17 protein-coding genes are annotated in these 15,214 nt (G+C 65.6%); all 17 read left to right on the top strand.

The annotated features are described in order from the left end of the window. Nucleotides 1–545 precede the first annotated feature (545 nt). The 17 genes from rpsB to gspK all read left to right on the top strand — a co-directional run bounded on the left by rpsB (nt 546) and on the right by gspK (nt 15,146). Nucleotides 546–1,301 (top strand): 30S ribosomal protein S2, encoded by a 756-nt coding sequence (gene rpsB / locus POM99_RS16835; protein WP_277279643.1) that lies wholly within the window; start codon nt 546–548, stop codon nt 1,299–1,301. A gap of 122 nt (nt 1,302–1,423) precedes the next feature. After that, entirely contained in the window at nt 1,424–2,350 is a 927-nt protein-coding gene (tsf, locus tag POM99_RS16830) for a translation elongation factor Ts (protein WP_277279642.1), read from the top strand. Between the two features lie 173 nt (nt 2,351–2,523). Continuing rightward, a complete protein-coding gene (gene pyrH / locus POM99_RS16825) occupies nt 2,524–3,246 on the top strand; it encodes a UMP kinase (RefSeq protein WP_277279641.1) in 723 nt (240 codons plus the stop codon). Nucleotides 3,247–3,248: 2 nt separating this feature from the next. Continuing rightward, nucleotides 3,249–3,806, top strand: coding sequence for a ribosome recycling factor (gene frr / locus POM99_RS16820; protein WP_277279640.1), 558 nt, complete (start codon nt 3,249–3,251; stop codon nt 3,804–3,806). A gap of 80 nt (nt 3,807–3,886) precedes the next feature. Further along, a complete protein-coding gene (uppS, locus tag POM99_RS16815) occupies nt 3,887–4,531 on the top strand; it encodes a polyprenyl diphosphate synthase (RefSeq protein WP_277279662.1) in 645 nt (214 codons plus the stop codon). Beyond that, complete coding sequence (locus POM99_RS16810) at nt 4,518–5,258, top strand: phosphatidate cytidylyltransferase (protein ID WP_277279639.1); 741 nt, start codon at nt 4,518–4,520, stop codon at nt 5,256–5,258. Before uppS ends, POM99_RS16810 begins: the two co-directional genes overlap by 14 nt. Continuing rightward, on the top strand, nt 5,258–6,412 hold the full coding sequence (locus POM99_RS16805; protein WP_277279661.1) for a 1-deoxy-D-xylulose-5-phosphate reductoisomerase: 1,155 nt from the start codon (nt 5,258–5,260) through the stop codon (nt 6,410–6,412). The genes POM99_RS16810 and POM99_RS16805 overlap by 1 nt, the downstream gene beginning before the upstream one ends. Before the next feature lie 8 nt (nt 6,413–6,420). After that, nucleotides 6,421–7,533: an RIP metalloprotease RseP gene (rseP, locus tag POM99_RS16800; RefSeq protein WP_277279660.1), complete on the top strand. Its 1,113-nt coding sequence runs from the start codon at nt 6,421–6,423 to the stop codon at nt 7,531–7,533. Between the two features lie 259 nt (nt 7,534–7,792). After that, the gene (gene bamA, locus POM99_RS16795) at nt 7,793–10,474 is read left to right on the top strand and encodes an outer membrane protein assembly factor BamA (protein ID WP_277279638.1); all 2,682 of its coding nucleotides are present in this window, start codon (nt 7,793–7,795) and stop codon (nt 10,472–10,474) included. Continuing rightward, nucleotides 10,474–11,181, top strand: a complete 708-nt coding sequence (locus tag POM99_RS16790; protein ID WP_277279637.1) for an OmpH family outer membrane protein — start codon at nt 10,474–10,476, stop codon at nt 11,179–11,181. The genes bamA and POM99_RS16790 overlap by 1 nt, the downstream gene beginning before the upstream one ends. A gap of 23 nt (nt 11,182–11,204) precedes the next feature. Further along, nucleotides 11,205–11,678, top strand: coding sequence for a 3-hydroxyacyl-ACP dehydratase FabZ (gene fabZ / locus POM99_RS16785; protein WP_277279636.1), 474 nt, complete (start codon nt 11,205–11,207; stop codon nt 11,676–11,678). A gap of 247 nt (nt 11,679–11,925) precedes the next feature. Next, nucleotides 11,926–12,150 carry a 50S ribosomal protein L31 gene (gene rpmE, locus POM99_RS16780; RefSeq protein WP_277279635.1) on the top strand — a complete coding sequence of 75 codons (225 nt, stop codon included), beginning with the start codon at nt 11,926–11,928 and terminating at the stop codon, nt 12,148–12,150. Nucleotides 12,151–12,276: 126 nt separating this feature from the next. Next, nucleotides 12,277–12,711, top strand: coding sequence for a MarR family winged helix-turn-helix transcriptional regulator (locus tag POM99_RS16775; RefSeq protein ID WP_277279634.1), 435 nt, complete (start codon nt 12,277–12,279; stop codon nt 12,709–12,711). A 33-nt stretch (nt 12,712–12,744) separates the two neighbouring features. Beyond that, nucleotides 12,745–13,197 (top strand): GspH/FimT family pseudopilin, encoded by a 453-nt coding sequence (locus POM99_RS16770; protein WP_277279633.1) that lies wholly within the window; start codon nt 12,745–12,747, stop codon nt 13,195–13,197. Continuing rightward, nucleotides 13,187–13,576 (top strand): type II secretion system minor pseudopilin GspI, encoded by a 390-nt coding sequence (gene gspI / locus POM99_RS16765; protein WP_277279632.1) that lies wholly within the window; start codon nt 13,187–13,189, stop codon nt 13,574–13,576. The genes POM99_RS16770 and gspI overlap by 11 nt, the downstream gene beginning before the upstream one ends. Then, complete coding sequence (gene gspJ, locus POM99_RS16760; protein ID WP_277279631.1) at nt 13,573–14,172, top strand: type II secretion system minor pseudopilin GspJ; 600 nt, start codon at nt 13,573–13,575, stop codon at nt 14,170–14,172. Before gspI ends, gspJ begins: the two co-directional genes overlap by 4 nt. Then, the gene (gspK, locus tag POM99_RS16755; RefSeq protein ID WP_277279630.1) at nt 14,169–15,146 is read left to right on the top strand and encodes a type II secretion system minor pseudopilin GspK; all 978 of its coding nucleotides are present in this window, start codon (nt 14,169–14,171) and stop codon (nt 15,144–15,146) included. Before gspJ ends, gspK begins: the two co-directional genes overlap by 4 nt. Nucleotides 15,147–15,214 lie beyond the last annotated feature (68 nt).

Genomic DNA, 15,214 nt, shown 5'->3' with positions numbered 1-15,214 from the left:
CCGCCTGCAGCGATGAGGAGGGAAGCAAGAATTCCGAGCATCGTGACCGCCTTTCCGACCATTCCACCGACTGTTTCGCCACTGGCTTGACAGGTTGTGGATTTGCTGTGGATAACTGACCTGTTCCTGAACGGTTCCATTCCGTTCCAACGAGAGACAATGTTCTCTTTTTGTTCTCGCAAGTCAAGCGGGAATTGGGTGTTTTTGGAACACTTTCCCTAAGTTGTTCTGCTTAAGTCGGTTTTCGAGACGCTTTCGTTACGTCGCATATGCGCAGAACGGGGCTGGCACGCTGGTGACCTTCGGCCAGAGCACGGGGCGAAGACTGGCTGATTCGCACCCAGCCACTCCGCTTCGGCGCATTTGCGGTGGATTTCCCGGCAGGCGTAGGCTAAGGGCCGCGCCTTGCAGCCGGTGAGTCGGGCATTGGGCCCGGTTAGCGACAGGCGGCAAATCCACACGGGAAGCGCTTTCACCGGTGCCGCACGCGGGTTCCTCCGCCACGGTTCCAGCTTCCCGGAGGTGAAACCGGAAAGGAAAGACCTATGGCGGCTCCCGTCGTCACCATGCAGCAACTGATCGAGGCCGGCGCACACTTCGGCCACCAGACCCACCGCTGGAACCCGCGGATGAAGCCGTACATCTTCGGCGCCCGCAACGGCATCCACATTCTCGACCTGTCGCAGACCGTGCCGCTGATGGCCCGCGCGCTCGAATTCGTGCAGGCGACGGTGCAGGCCGGTGGCAAGGTGCTGTTCGTGGGCACCAAGCGCCAGGCGCAGGAACCGATCGCCCAGGCTGCGCGCGCTTCGGGCCAGCACTTCGTGAACCACCGCTGGTTGGGCGGCATGCTCACCAACTGGAAGACCATCTCGGGCTCGATCAAGCGCTTCAAGGCGCTGGAAGAGCAGCTTTCGGGTGACACCACCGGTCTCACCAAGAAGGAAGTTCTGCAGCTTACCCGCGAGCGCGACAAGTTCGAGCTGTCGCTCGGCGGCATCCGCGACATGGGCGGCATTCCCGACGTGATGTTCGTGATCGACGCCAACAAGGAAGAGCTGGCGATCAAGGAAGCCAACGTCCTTGGCATCCCGGTTGTGGCGATCCTCGATTCGAACGTCTCGCCCGATGGCATCGCGTTCCCGATCCCGGCGAACGACGACGCCAGCCGCGCGATCCGCCTCTATTGCGAAGCCGTGGCTGCTGCCGCGACCAAGGGTGGCCGTGACGCCGCCGTGGCTTCGGGCGCCGATCTCGGCGCGATGGACGAGCCCCTGCCGGAAGAATCGGTCGAGGCCTGATCCAGTGCATTTCGTGTGACGGCGCGCCCGGCGCGCCGTCACCGAATTGACCCAGGCATCCGTTATGGGCCGCGGCACTGCTGCGGCCTCACCCGTTTTCAAGAACAAGAAGGATCACTGCGATGGCTTACACCGCCGCTGACGTGAAGAACCTGCGCGAGCGCACCGGCGCCGGCATGATGGACTGCAAGAAGGCGCTCGACGAATCCGGCGGTGACTTTGAAGCCGCGGTCGACGCGCTGCGCGCCAAGGGCCTGGCTGCCGCCGCCAAGAAGTCCAGCCGCACCGCGGCCGAGGGCCTCGTCGGCGTGGCCGTTTCGGGCACCAAGGGCGTTGCGGTCGAGGTCAACTCGGAAACCGACTTCGTTGCCAAGAACGACCAGTTCCAGGACTTCGTGCGCAAGGCCACCGAAGTGGCGCTGGGCACCGGCGCTGCCGACGTGGAAACGCTGAAGGCCGCCGCTTATCCCGATGGCGGCACCGTGGCCGACAAGCTGACCAACAATGTCGCCACCATCGGTGAAAACCAGCAGCTGCGCCGCATCAAGCACGTTTCGGTGACGAACGGCGTGGTCGTGCCCTATATGCACAACGCCGCCGCCGCCAACCTCGGCAAGATCGGTGTGCTCGTCGCGCTCGAATCCGAAGCGGGTGCCGACGTGCTGGAGCCGCTGGGCAAGCAGATCGCCATGCACATCGCCGCAGCCTTCCCGCAGGCGCTGACCGCCGAGGACCTCGATCCCGAGCTGATCGCGCGCGAACGCAAGATCGCTGCCGAAAAGGCCGCCGAATCGGGCAAGCCCGCCGAAGTGCAGGCCAAGATGGTTGATGGCGCCGTGGCCAAGTATGCCAAGGAAAACGCGCTGCTCAGCCAGATCTTCGTGATGGACAACAAGACCTCGATCGCTGACGTGGTGGCGCAGGCGGGCAAGGCCGCCGGCACCAAGATCGCGCTGGTGGACTACGTTCGCTTCCAGCTCGGCGAAGGCATCGAGAAGGAAGAGACCGACTTCGCGGCCGAAGTGGCTGCCGCAGCCGGCATCAAGTAAGTTTCCTGCAACGCGGCGTCCCCGCGCGGGCGGTTCCCCTGCGGAACCTGCCTGCGCGGGGACGCCTGCGTCTGGAAAACACGTATTCTCCCGTTCTCGTGGCCTTCACACGCTGTTCATTGCGCGTATAAGGGCCGCCAAATTCCGCACCTGCCACGAGTGTTGACCGCCTTATGACTGCCCCTGCCTACAAGCGCATCCTCCTCAAACTCTCGGGCGAGGTGTTGATGGGGAACCAGCAATTCGGCATCGATACCGAATTCGTCGCCGCGCTGGCTGGCGAGGTGAAGGCTGCCAAGGACAGCGGGCTGGAACTGTGCCTGGTGATCGGCGGGGGCAACATCTTCCGCGGCATGGCCGGCGCCGCCAAGGGCATGGACCGCGCGCAGGCGGACTACATGGGCATGCTGGCCACGGTGATGAACGCCCTGGCGATGCAGAGCGCGCTGGAGCGGCTGGGCGTTCCCACCCGCGTGCAGAGCGCGATCGAGATGGACAAGGTGTGCGAGCCGGTGATCCGCCGCCGCGCCGAGCGCCATCTGGAAAAGGGCCGCGTGGTGATCTTCGCCGCGGGCGTGGGCGCCCCCTATTTCACTACTGATTCCGGCGCGGCGCTGCGTGCGGCGGAAATGAAGTGCGATGCGTTGCTGAAGGGCACGAGCGTGGACGGTGTCTACAACGCCGATCCCAAGAAGGACCCGACCGCGCGCCGCTATGACACGGTCGATTACGACACCGTGCTGGCCGACAACCTGCAGGTTATGGACGCCAGCGCCGTGGCGCTGTGCCGCGACAACAATATTCCCATCGTGGTCTTTTCGATCCGTGAACAGGGCAACCTTGCCCGCGTTCTGGCGGGTGAGGGCACGCAGACCATAGTCAAGAAGGACGTTTGAGCATGGCCAAGTATGACAAGGCGGACCTTGAGCGCCGCATGAAGGGCGCCGTGGAGTCGCTGAAGAACGACCTCAACGGCCTGCGCACCGGCCGCGCCAACGTCTCGCTGCTCGATCCGGTCACCGTGGAAATCTATGGCAGCCACATGCCGCTGAACCAGGTGGCCACCGTTTCGGCGCCCGAACCGCGCATGCTTTCGGTGCAGGTGTGGGACAAATCGAGCATCGGCCCGGTGGAAAAGGCGATCCGTTCGGCAGGGCTGGGCCTCAACCCCATCAACGATGGCAACGTCCTGCGCCTGCCGATCCCGGATCTGACCGAGGAGCGCCGCAAGGAGCTGGCCAAGCTTGCCAGCAAGTATGCCGAAGGCGCCCGCGTGGCGATCCGCAACGTGCGCCGCGATGGCATGGATGCGCTGAAGGTGGACGAGAACAAGAAGGAAATCTCGGAAGACGAGCGCAAGCGCGCCGAGACCGAGCTGCAGAAGCTGACCGACGAACAGATCAAGGCGGCAGACGAAGCCGCAGCGGCCAAGGAAAAGGAAATCCTCGGCAAGTGACCCTACCGCAGGCTCAGGGTGCGCGGGTCGATGGCCTGACGGGCGGTGCCGACCACGGCGCCCGCCACGTTGCCATCATCATGGATGGCAACGGGCGCTGGGCGAAGAAGCGCCACATGCCCCGTGCCCTTGGCCACAAGCGGGGGGTTGAGGCGGTCCGCCGCACCGTGCGCGCCGCGCGCGAGATGGGGTTGGAGGCGCTGACCCTCTATGCCTTCTCCACCGAGAACTGGAGCCGCCCCGAGGACGAGGTTTCGGCCCTGATGGGGCTGATGAAGCACTTCATCCTGTCCGATCTCGACGAGTTCGCCGCGGCAGGCGTGAAGCTGAAGATCATCGGCGATTACAAGGCGTTTGCGCCCGATGTTGTCGAACTGGTTGACCATGCCCTGGCGCGCACCGCCGGCAATGTGGGCACCACGCTGGCCGTCGCGCTCAACTATGGTTCGCAGGACGAGATCGTGCGCGCGGCGAACAAGGCGGCGGCCAAGGGGCAGATCACGCACGATACGCTGGCCGCCGAACTCGATACCGCGGACCTTCCGCCGCTCGACCTGCTGATCCGCACTTCGGGCGAGGTGCGCCTGTCGAACTTCCTGCTGTGGCAGGCGGCCTATGCCGAGATGCTGTTCGTGGATGTGCTGTGGCCCGATTTCGGCCCCGAGCACCTGCGCGAGGCACTGGATTGCTTTGCCGCGCGGGAGCGCCGCTTTGGCGGACGCTGAAGGTCCCCAGCCGGCTTCGCCTGCCGCGAAGCGCAGCGACCTGCCCGTGCGCATCGCCTCGGCAGTGGTCATGCTGCTGCTGGCCGGCTTTGCCTTCTGGCGCGGCGGATTGGTGAAGGATGGCTTCATCGGCCTTGTCGCTTTTGCCGTGTTCGTCGAATATGTCGGCCTCGCGGCCAGAATCGCGCCCAATCCTGCCAAGATGGGGGCGGCGGTGATCACCGGCGCGCTCTATATCGGCTGGGCCGGCCTTTCGCTGGTGGTCATTCCGCCGGCGCTGCTGCTGGCTGTTGTCGGGCTGGTGATCTGCACCGACACCGGCGCCTATTTCACCGGGCGCGCGATTGGCGGGCCCAAGATCGCCCCGGCGATCAGCCCTTCCAAGACATGGTCCGGCCTTGCCGGCGGCATGGCCGCGGCGGGGGTGTGGGCCGGGCTGGTCGTGCTGTTAGCAGGCTATGCGCTATCGGCGCTCGGTCCGAATGGGGCCAGCGTGGGTGAGGCGCTGCGCAACACCAACGTCGGTCTTGCCGCACTGGCCGGGGCAGGGCTGGCCTGCGTGGCGCAGGCGGGCGATTTCTATGAAAGCTGGCTGAAGCGCAAGGCAGGGGTGAAGGATTCGTCACGCCTCATTCCGGGGCATGGCGGGGTGTTCGACCGCGTTGACGGACTGTTGCCCGTGGCCATTGTCGTCGGTACGGTCTGGGCATGGGGTCAGGCAGCCTGATGCGGACGATCACCGTCCTTGGCGCCACCGGGTCGATCGGCGCATCCACGCTGGACCTGGTGCGGCGCAACCGTGACAGCTTCCGCGTGCTGGCGCTCACCGCCAATGCGCAGGCGGCGGAACTCGCCGTCCTGGCGCGTGAATTTGGCGCAGAAGTGGCCGTGGTCGCCGACGAATCCCGCCTTGCCGATCTGCGCGAGGCGCTGGCCGGATCGGGGATCGAGGCTGCAGCAGGCGAAGCCGCGCTGGTGGAGGCTGCCGCGCGCGGGGCCGACATCACGGTGGCCGCCATCGTCGGCTGTGCGGGCCTTGCCCCAACCATGGCGGCGATCGAGCAGGGCAAGGTCGTGGCGCTGGCCAACAAGGAAGCGCTGGTTTCCGCAGGCTTCGTGATGACGGCTGCCGTCGCGCGCACGGGCGCCACCCTGCTGCCGGTGGACAGCGAACACAACGCCATCTTCCAGTGCCTGACCGGCAACGACCCCGCCCACGTACGCTGGATCACGCTGACGGCGAGCGGTGGCCCGTTCCGTGACTGGTCGCTGGACCGGCTCCATGCCGCCACCCCAGCCGAGGCGGTCAAGCATCCCAACTGGTCGATGGGCGCGAAGATCAGCGTCGATTCCGCCACGATGATGAACAAGGGGCTGGAATTCATCGAGGCGTTCCACCTCTTTCCGGTGGGCGTCGAGCGGCTGCGGATCATCGTCCACCCGCAGTCCATCGTCCATTCGATGGTCGAATATCGTGACGGTTCGACCCTGGCGCAATTGGGCCCGTCGGACATGCGCGTGCCGATTGCTTCGGCGCTGGCCTGGCCCGAACGCATGGACACGCCCTGTGCCCCGCTGGATCTTGCCGCGATCGGCGAACTGACATTTCGCCACCCCGATGAGTCCCGTTTTCCCGCCACCCGCCTGGCGCGTGAAGCGGTGATCGCGGGCGGGGCCGCGCCAGCCATTCTCAACGCCGCGAACGAGATCGCCGTCGCTGCGTTCCTCGATGGTCAGATTGCGTTCACCCGAATCGTGCAGTGTGCTGAAAACGTGCTGGAATCCTGCCCGCTGCCACCGCCCGCCTCGCTGGACGAGGTGATTGCCGTGGACCGCGAGGCGCGGGTGAAGGCGCGTGAAGCGATGGAGCCCGTTCGTTGACGCCAGAGATGCATTCGCCCGGCCTGCTGATCACCCTGCTGGGCTTTGTGCTGGTGCTGGGGCCGCTCGTCTTCGTCCATGAATATGGCCATTACATCGTCGGGCGACTGTTCGGGGTGAAGGCCGATGTATTTTCGATCGGCTTCGGCAAGGAACTGGTCGGCTGGACCGACAAGCGCGGCACCCGCTGGAAGATCGCAGCGCTGCCCCTTGGCGGCTATGTGCAATTTGCGGGAGACATGAACCCCGCCAGCCAGCCCAGTGCGGAGTGGCTTGCGCTGCCGCCGGAGGAGCGCAATGCCACATTCCAGGCAAAGCCGCTGTGGCAGCGCGCGCTGATCGTGCTGGCAGGGCCGCTCACCAACCTGGCGCTGGCGGTGATCATCCTCGCCGGTTTCACCATGGCTTATGGCCGCGTCGTTTCGCCTCCGGTGATCGGGATCATCATGGAAGGCTCGGTTGCCGAAAAGGCCGGGCTGAAGCTGAACGACCGCGTCGTCTCGGTGCGCGGGGCCGCCGTGGAAAGCTTTACCGACATCCGCATGGCAGTGTCGCAGCATCCGGGCGAGGCGATGGACCTGGTGATCGAGCGCGACGGGCGCCGGATCGCGCTGCCGGTCACGCCGGCGGCCAAGGAACTCAGCGACAACTTCGGCAATACGCAGCGCATCGGCTTCCTCGGCATCGGGCCCACGCAGGTGGAGCGCGTGCCGGTCGGCCCCGTGGGCGCGGTGGGCGATGCAGTGGCGCAGACGCGCGACATCATCGGCATGACCATGACCGCAATGGGCCAGATCGTGACCGGCAAGCGCGAGGTGAAGGAACTGGGCGGGCCGATCAAGATCGCCAAGTTTTCGGGCGAGCAGCTCGTTTCCGGGTGGCAGCCGTTCGTCGCCTTCATCGCGATGATCTCGATTAACTTGGGGTTCATCAACCTCTTGCCAATTCCGGTGCTCGATGGCGGCCACCTCGCGATGTATGCGGCAGAGGCGGTGCGGCGGCGGCCCGTCAGCCAGCGCGGGCAGGAACTGGCGTTCCGCACCGGGCTGGCGCTGGTGCTGGGGCTGATGCTGTTCGTGACCTTCATCGACCTTTCGTCGCTGAAGCTGTTTGGAGGGTAGAAGTTCGGCGTCGTGGCTTCGGCCTGAGACGCCCTGATCGGTACCGGGCCGGGGAGCCGGATTTTCCACAATTTGCGGGGCTAAGGCCGTGGCGATTTGCGTGCTTGCTTGCGCGCCGCCCCGGCATCGGGCACAGGGCCGGAATTGTTTTTTCCGGCCATGCGCCCGCCTCGTCAGCGGCCTGCCGGAATGGTGTGCCGCACGAACTACGGGATGGCGCTTGGTGATGATTGCAAGGAACTCCTGCCCGGCCGCCAGCTTGGCCCACAGTGATGCCCGGCGCCGTCCGGGCTTCGCGGTAGCGCTGCTCGCCAGCACCGCGCTGTGCGTCGCACCTCAGGTCGCCTTGGCGCAGCAGAAGCCGGCCAAGGCCGAGAAGGCCAAGCCGGGCAAGGCCGTGCCGATCCCGCTCGATGCCCCGGCTGCCGCGCCAGCCACGGCGGCGCCTGCGCCGGTCGTGGCGCAGCAGCAGGTGAAGTCGATCACCATCGAGGGCGCCCAGCGCCTCGAATCCGATACGATCCTTTCTTACATCCGCATGCGCGTGGGCGATCCCTATACCCAAGCCAGCGCGGACCAGGTTCTGAAAGACCTCTACGCCACCGAGCTCTTCGCCGAAGTGCAGCTGCGCAACGCCAATGGCGACGTGGTGATCCAGGTGAAGGAAAACCCGGTCGTCAACCGCATCATCCTGGAAGGCAACAAGCGCCTGAAGGAAGACAAGATCCTCCCCGAGATCAAGCTGACGGCGCGGCAGATCTTTACCCGGTCCAAGGTGCGTGCGGACGTTGCCCGCATCATCGAGCTCTACAAGCGTCAGGGCCGTTTCGCCGCCTCGGTCGAACCGAAGATGGTCATGCTCGACCAGAACCGCGTCGACATCGTGTTCGAGATCCAGGAAGGGCCGAAGTCGAAAGTCCGCCAGATCAACATCATCGGCAACGACAAGTTCTCGGACAGCGAACTGCGCGGCCAGATGGTGACCAAGCAGGCGCGCGCCTTCCGCCTGTTCTCCAGCGGCACCAGCTATGACCCCGATCGCCTGGCGTTCGACCAGCAGAAGCTGCGCCAGTTCTACCTGACCAATGGCTACGCCGATTTCCGCGTCGTTTCGGCGGTGGCCGAACTCACGCCCGACAAGCGCGACTTCATCATCACCTACGTGGTCGAGGAAGGGCAGCGCTATCACCTTGGCGATGTGAAGGTGGACAGCCAGCTGCGCGATTTCGATGGCGAACAGCTGGCCAAGCGCCTGCCGCTGCGCAAGGGCGACTGGTATGACGCCAAGCTGGTGGAAGACACCGTCGACAGCCTTACCGAGACGGCGGGCAGCTTCGGCTATGCCTTTGCCGACGTGCGGCCCGACTTCAACCGCAACAAGGATGACCTGACGATGTCGGTCACCTTCCGCATTGCCGAGGCGCCGCGCGTCTATGTCGAGCGGGTGGATGTCAACGGCAACACGCTGACGCAGGACAAGGTGATCCGTCGCGAATTCCGCTTGGCTGAAGGCGATGCGTTCAACTCCTACCAGATCAAGCGCTCGTCCAACCGCATCAAGTCGCTCGGCTACTTCCAGGAAAAGTTCGAAGTCGAGCAGAAGCCCGGTTCCGCGCAGGACCGCATCGTGCTGGAAGCCAACGTCGAGGAAAAGCCGACTGGCCAGCTGCAGCTTTCGGCAGGTTTCTCCAGCCTTGAAAGCTTCATTTTCCAGGCCTCGATCCAGCAGAACAACTTCCGCGGTCGCGGCCAGACCGTCGGCCTGTCGGGTGACTATTCGCGCTTTTCGCGCTCGGTCCAGGTCAGCTTCACCGAACCTTACCTGTTCGATCGCAACGTCTCGATGGGTGTCGACATCTATCGCCGCGATTACAACAGCTTCAACTTCCTGAACACCAACCGCAACACGACCTACAAGCAGGCCACCACCGGCTTCCAGATCCGCGCTGGCGTTCCGCTCACCGAATACATGTCGCTGATCGGCCGCTACACGCTGAACTATGACGATGTGCGGCTGGACCAGGCCACGTACTTCCTCAATGGCAAGTGCTCGATCCTGCTGGCAGGGCGATACCTGTGCGATGCCATCGGCAAGCGCACCAGTTCGATCCTCGGCGCCTCGCTTGTCTATGATACCCTCGACAACCGCCTTCGCCCCACCAAGGGTACCACGGCCGTGGTCGGCGGCGACTTCGCAGGCCTTGGCGGGTCGGTGAAGTATGCGCGCATCACCGCGAACGCCGCACGTTACTTCCCGCTGGGCAAGGGCTTCGTGTTCTCGCTGCGCGGTGAGGGCGGCGCGATCAAGCCGTTGAGCAAGCGCTTCGACAATGACGGAGTCGAGATCGAAGGTGCGCGCCTGACCGATCGCTTCTTCCTGGGTGAGCCGCAGATCCGCGGCTTTGACATCCGCGGTGTCGGCCCGCGCGTGATCCGCAAGTTCTACAGCGGTTTCGATCAGGTGACCGGTGCGGGCGGCACTGTCTCGAATGATCGCAACAGCTGGTCGGATGACTCTGTTGGCGGGCGCTATTACTATCTGGCGCATGCCGAGCTGGAGATACCGCTTGGTTCTGGTGCGCGCGAAATGGGCCTTCGCCCTTCGATCTTCGCGGATGCCGGTGCCGTGTTCGGGGTGAGAAATCCCCTGATCTCCGCGACCAACCCGACCGGAGCTGGCTCGATCGGGCAGATCGTCTATCGCGATGCGAGTGGCAACCTGACCGACAAGCCGACCACCAATGGCGTCGCCAACACGCCCGCACAGAAGTATGACGAGCTTTATCTGGGCAACAGCCCCAAGCCGCGCATCTCGGTCGGTATCGGTGTAAACTGGAACTCGCCGTTCGGTCCTTTCCGCATCAACTTCGCCAAGGTCCTCAGCAAGGTCGATGGCGACGATCCCAAGACCTTCAATTTCAACGTGGGAACCCAGTTCTGATGAAACTCCGCATTGCTTCGGCCGCGCTGGTTGCCGGCCTTCTCGTTTCCGCCGCCCCGCACGCGATGGCCCAGGCCGCAGCGCCAGCTGGCCCGATCGTCGCCGGCATCGGCATTGCCGATCTGCCGGGCGTGCTGCGCGCGTCCAACGCCTATCGCACCGCGGCGCAGCAGCGCCAGACGACCTACAAGCCGCAGATCGATCAGGCCAAGACCCGTGCCCAGCAGATCCAGGCGCAGATCGACCCGCTGGTCGCCAAGTTCGATGCCGATCGCAAGGCCGCGAACCCCAACGAAGCCGCCCTGCGCGCCCAGTACCAGCAGATCCAGCAGATCCAGCAGTCCGGCCAGGAAGAGATCAACCGCATCCTGGCACCGCTGCAGCTGTCGGAAGCCTATGTCGAGGAACAGATTTCCGAACAGATCGGCAAGGCGCTGCAGCAGGCTTCGGCCAAGCGCAAGATCACCATCGTCCTGCCGCCGGATGGCGTCGTCACCGCCGACAAGGCTTATGACTTGAGCCAGGACGTGCTGACCGAGCTCAACACCCTGTTCCCTGCAGCGCAGCTGGTTCCGCCGGCCGGATGGATGCCGCGCGCGCAGCGTGAACAGGCCGCGCAGCAGGCGGCCGCCGCTGGCCAGCCGGCCGCTGCGGCTCCGGCTGCGGCCGCGCCCGCCGGCAAGAAGAAGCAGCCGGAAGGCCGCTGAGGCACGGCGCGGGGGCACGGGCAATGACCGAGACCGTGGAAGGGGCGGCGGCTGCGCCGCTCCAGCTCGATATCGTGAAGGTGATGGCGGCGCTTCCGCACCGCTATCCCCTGCTGCTAGTCGATCGCGTGGCCGAACTGGTGGTGGGTGAACGCATTCACGCCATCAAGGCCGTGTCGATGAACGAACAGTTCTTCCAGGGCCACTTTCCGGGCCGCCCGATCATGCCGGGCGTGCTGCAGATCGAAGCGCTGGCCCAGGCCGCGGGCGTGCTCGCGGTGGAAACGCTGAGCCTCGCCGGCACGGGCAAGCTGGTCTATTTCATGGCGATCGAGGAAGCGAAGTTCCGCACTCCGGTGGAACCGGGTTGCCTGCTCGACCTTCACGTCGAATTCACCCAGAAGCGCGCCCGCGTCTGCAAGTTTGCCGGCAAGGCCATGCTGGGTGACAAGATCGCCACCGAAGTCAGCTTCACAGCGATGATCGCGGATAGCTGATTGGTGCGCCTTGGGCATCCGCCCAAGGCTTGCGGCACCGGCCCGCTCCCCCGCCCGGCCACCCACGAGAGTACCCTGAATGGGTGGCCGGGCGGGGGAGCGGGCCGGTGCCGCAAAGCAAGGCCCGGATGGGCCTTGCGCACCCAACAAAGACTCATCTCGACAAAGCGCTGCCATTCCCTTATGCGCGCGGCTTTCCAGATTCTATGCGGCCGGTCGGAACCGGTTGCACATTGGAGCTAGACCCATGAAGGCCGATATCCACCCCGACTACCACATGATCAAGGTGCAGATGACCGACGGCACCGTGTTCGAGACCCGCTCCACCTGGGGCAAGGAAGGCGACACGCTGGCGCTCGACATCGATCCCACCTCGCACCCGGCGTGGACCGGCGGCACTCGTCAGCTGGACCAGGGCGGCCGCGTCGCCCAGTTCAACAAGCGCTTCGGCGGCCTCACTCTCAAGAAGTGAGCGCGTCCCCTTTGCGGGACCTGCGACAGAAGGGCGGCCTCGGCCGCCCTTTTTCGTGCGCGGTGCGGGCAGGCGGGTACACGCACCCCCATTGCTATCCTCGATAGCTATTTCTAGAGTGCCCCCATGGCACCGTTGACAAATTCGCTGGACAAGCTGCTGGGGTACCAGCTGCGTCGTGCGTCCACGGTGATGATGGCTGATCTCGCACGTGAACTTTCCGACGTGGAGATGCGTCCTGCGGAGATGACCACGCTGCTGATCATCGCCGAGAACCCCGATTGTTCGCAGAGCGAGGTGGGGGAGGCGCTGTCGATCAAGCGCGCCAACATGGTGCCGATCATCTCGCGCCTGATGGATCGCGGCCTGGTTACCCGCACCCGCGTGGATGGGCGGAGCCATGCGTTGCGCGTGTCGGCAGAAGGCGCCGCCATCGTCAAGGCCGCATGGGAGCGGATCGATCGCCACGAATCGCGCTTCACCGCCTTGTTTGACCAGAAGGATCATGGCGCGCTGATCGATGCGCTGCAGTCCATTCGCAACGTGCAGGACACGGATTGATCGCCTGCGCTTCCCGCGCGTAAGACCCTGCGGGTGAATGCTGCCATCCATCTCCGCCGCAACGGCTTCTCGCTGGTCGAGATGATGGTCGTCCTGTTCGTCATGGGCCTGCTCGCCGCCGTGGTGGTGATGACCCTGCCGGGCGACGAAGCCGCCCTGCGCAACGAAGCCGAGCGGATGGCCGCCCGGACTGTGGCCGCGCGTGACCAGGCCATCGCCACCGCCAGCCCTGTTTCGCTGGTGGTGGGCGATGCCGGATATTACTTCGAACGGCGCGATGACGGCCGCTGGCTGCCGCTTTCGGGGTTCGAACTGACCGCCTGGAGCAAGGGCACACAGGCTGCGGTGGGGGAAGGACGCACCCGCCTTGTCTTCGATTCGCTCGGCCTTGCCAGCGCCGATGCGACCGTGCGGCTGGCGCGGGACGATCGCCGGCTGGCGGTGCATATCGCCCGCAACGGGCAGGTCCGGCTTGATGCGCAATAGCCGCCGCCCTGCGCCTGATAGCGGTTTCACCCTGCTTGAACTGCTCGTCGCGCTGGCGGTCTTCGCCATTGCCGCGCTGGCCCTGATGCGCATGGAAGGCGCCTCGATCGCGCGCACTGCCGATCTCGACCAACGCCTTCTGCGTGAGGTGGTGGCCCAGAACATGGCGGCCGAAATCCTTACCGATCCCGCGCCGCCGCCCGTGGGCGATGCCACCGGCACCATCCGCAACGCCGGGCGGGTCTTCAGCTGGACGCGCACTGTTACCCGCCGCCCCGATGCCGCCGCGCTGGCCATCCGCCTGTCCGTGCGCGAGGTCACGCCCGGCCGTGCCAGCCAGGCCTTCACGCTCGATCTGGCCAGGCTGGCCGGCGCATGACCATGGCCCGCGTGCCGCGCAACGGCTTCACCCTCGTCGAAATGCTCGTCGCGCTCGCCGTATTCGCGGTGATCGCCGGCGGTGCGCTGGCGCTGCTGCGCTTCAGCGTCGATGCGGAACTTGCCAGCCGGGGCAAGACCGAGCAGGTTGCCGCCATGCGCCGCTTCCTTTCGGTGTGGACGGCGGATCTGGCGCAAGCCGCCGCCCGGCCTGCGCGTGATGAAGCCGGCCAGCCGCACCCCGCCTTCGAAGCAGGCGGGGGCTCGCTGGTCCTGCGCCTTACCCGCAGTGGCTGGGAAAACCTCGATGGTGCGGCACGGCCATCGCTGCAGAAGGTGGAATGGCGCTGGACAGGCAAGGCGCTGGAACGCGCGGGCTATCCATTTCCCGATGGCGCGGCATCGGATGCCGGCTCGGTGATGCTTCCGCTTGCCGCACCGCCGCGTCTGCGCTTCCGCATGAAGGACGGCCTGTGGCAGGACCGGTGGGAGCCGGAGCGCGCCGCCGACCTGCCCGTGGCGGTGGAACTGCTGCTGCCCCAGCCGAGCGGCGAACCGCTGCGCGCGGTCTCGCTGGTCGGGGTGAACTACCAGTGACCATCCGCCACACGGAACGCGGCGCTGCGCTGCTCTCGGTCCTGCTGCTTGTGGCGGTGATGGCGGTGATCGCGGCGGTCATGCTCGAACGGCTCAATCTCGCCACGCGGCTCGCGGCCAACGCCCAGGCGATGACCCAGGCTCGCCTTGCCGTTGCCAGTGCGGAAACGTTGGCGATGGCGCAGGTCAAGACGCTGGTCGATGCCGATCCCCGCGTCACCGTGGACCGATCCGGCCTGCTTGGCCGCCCGCTGCCGCTGCCTCTGGGGCAGGCCACGGTAGAACTGCGCATCGAGGACAGCGGCAACTGCTTCAACGTCAATTCGCTGGTGCAGCAGGACGCCGATGGCGTGCTCGCCCTGCGTCCCATCGCGCTTGATCAGCTGCGCGCGCTGCTCGCCACGCTCGCGGTTCCTTCGGCAGAGGCCATCCACCTCAGCGATGCCATGGCTGACTGGATCGACAGTGACGATTCGCCCGCACCCAACGGCGCGGAAGACGGCTGGTATCGCGCCCAGCCGGTGCCCTATCGCACTGCCGGGCGGCTGGTGGTCGACGTGTCTGAACTGCGTGCGGTGAAGGGGATGACGCCCCAGATCTACGAACGCCTGCGCCCCTGGGTCTGCGCACTGCCTTCGCCGGAACTTTCGCCGCTCAACATCAACACGCTGCGCCCCGATCAGGCGCGCCTGCTCACGATGCTCGCCCCGCAGGCGATGTCGGTTGATCGCGCCCGCGCGCTCATCACCGGCCGCCCGGCGCAGGGCTATGCTGATACGGCCGGGTTGCTGCAGGCGTCTGGTTCCGCAGGTGGCCTTCCACCAGGGCAGGTGCAGGTGCGCAGCCGCTGGTTCCTGCTCGATGCCGTGGCGCGGGTCGACCGCATTTCGGTGCAGGAACGCGCGCTTCTGGATGTGGGGCTCAGCCCGCCCCGCATTGCCGCGCGCAGTTGGGGCGGTGCGGACTCGCGTTGAACGATTGTGCGCTGGAATCATCCAGATGTCATTTTTCGCTTCCCATTTCGGCGCCTTTCTGCAAAGGG

The sequence above is a fragment of the Novosphingobium cyanobacteriorum genome, from assembly GCF_029436685.1.
Lineage (GTDB): Bacteria > Pseudomonadota > Alphaproteobacteria > Sphingomonadales > Sphingomonadaceae > Novosphingobium > Novosphingobium cyanobacteriorum.
Note: the sequence above shows the minus strand (reverse complement) of the source record. Positions and strands in the feature narration are given on the sequence as shown.

Excerpts from the sequence above, each read along its gene's own strand:
- rpsB (WP_277279643.1), top strand. The coding sequence starts at position 546 with ATGGCGGCTCCCGTCGTCACCATGCAGCAACTGATCGAGGCCGGCGCA.
- tsf (WP_277279642.1), top strand. The coding sequence starts at position 1,424 with ATGGCTTACACCGCCGCTGACGTGAAGAACCTGCGCGAGCGCACCGGC.
- pyrH (WP_277279641.1), top strand. The coding sequence starts at position 2,524 with ATGACTGCCCCTGCCTACAAGCGCATCCTCCTCAAACTCTCGGGCGAG.
- frr (WP_277279640.1), top strand. The coding sequence starts at position 3,249 with ATGGCCAAGTATGACAAGGCGGACCTTGAGCGCCGCATGAAGGGCGCC.
- uppS (WP_277279662.1), top strand. The coding sequence starts at position 3,887 with ATGGATGGCAACGGGCGCTGGGCGAAGAAGCGCCACATGCCCCGTGCC.
- POM99_RS16805 (WP_277279661.1), top strand. The coding sequence starts at position 5,258 with ATGCGGACGATCACCGTCCTTGGCGCCACCGGGTCGATCGGCGCATCC.
- rseP (WP_277279660.1), top strand. The coding sequence starts at position 6,421 with ATGCATTCGCCCGGCCTGCTGATCACCCTGCTGGGCTTTGTGCTGGTG.
- POM99_RS16790 (WP_277279637.1), top strand. The coding sequence starts at position 10,474 with ATGAAACTCCGCATTGCTTCGGCCGCGCTGGTTGCCGGCCTTCTCGTT.
- fabZ (WP_277279636.1), top strand. The coding sequence starts at position 11,205 with ATGACCGAGACCGTGGAAGGGGCGGCGGCTGCGCCGCTCCAGCTCGAT.
- rpmE (WP_277279635.1), top strand. The coding sequence starts at position 11,926 with ATGAAGGCCGATATCCACCCCGACTACCACATGATCAAGGTGCAGATG.
- POM99_RS16775 (WP_277279634.1), top strand. The coding sequence starts at position 12,277 with ATGGCACCGTTGACAAATTCGCTGGACAAGCTGCTGGGGTACCAGCTG.
- gspI (WP_277279632.1), top strand. The coding sequence starts at position 13,187 with ATGCGCAATAGCCGCCGCCCTGCGCCTGATAGCGGTTTCACCCTGCTT.
- gspJ (WP_277279631.1), top strand. The coding sequence starts at position 13,573 with ATGACCATGGCCCGCGTGCCGCGCAACGGCTTCACCCTCGTCGAAATG.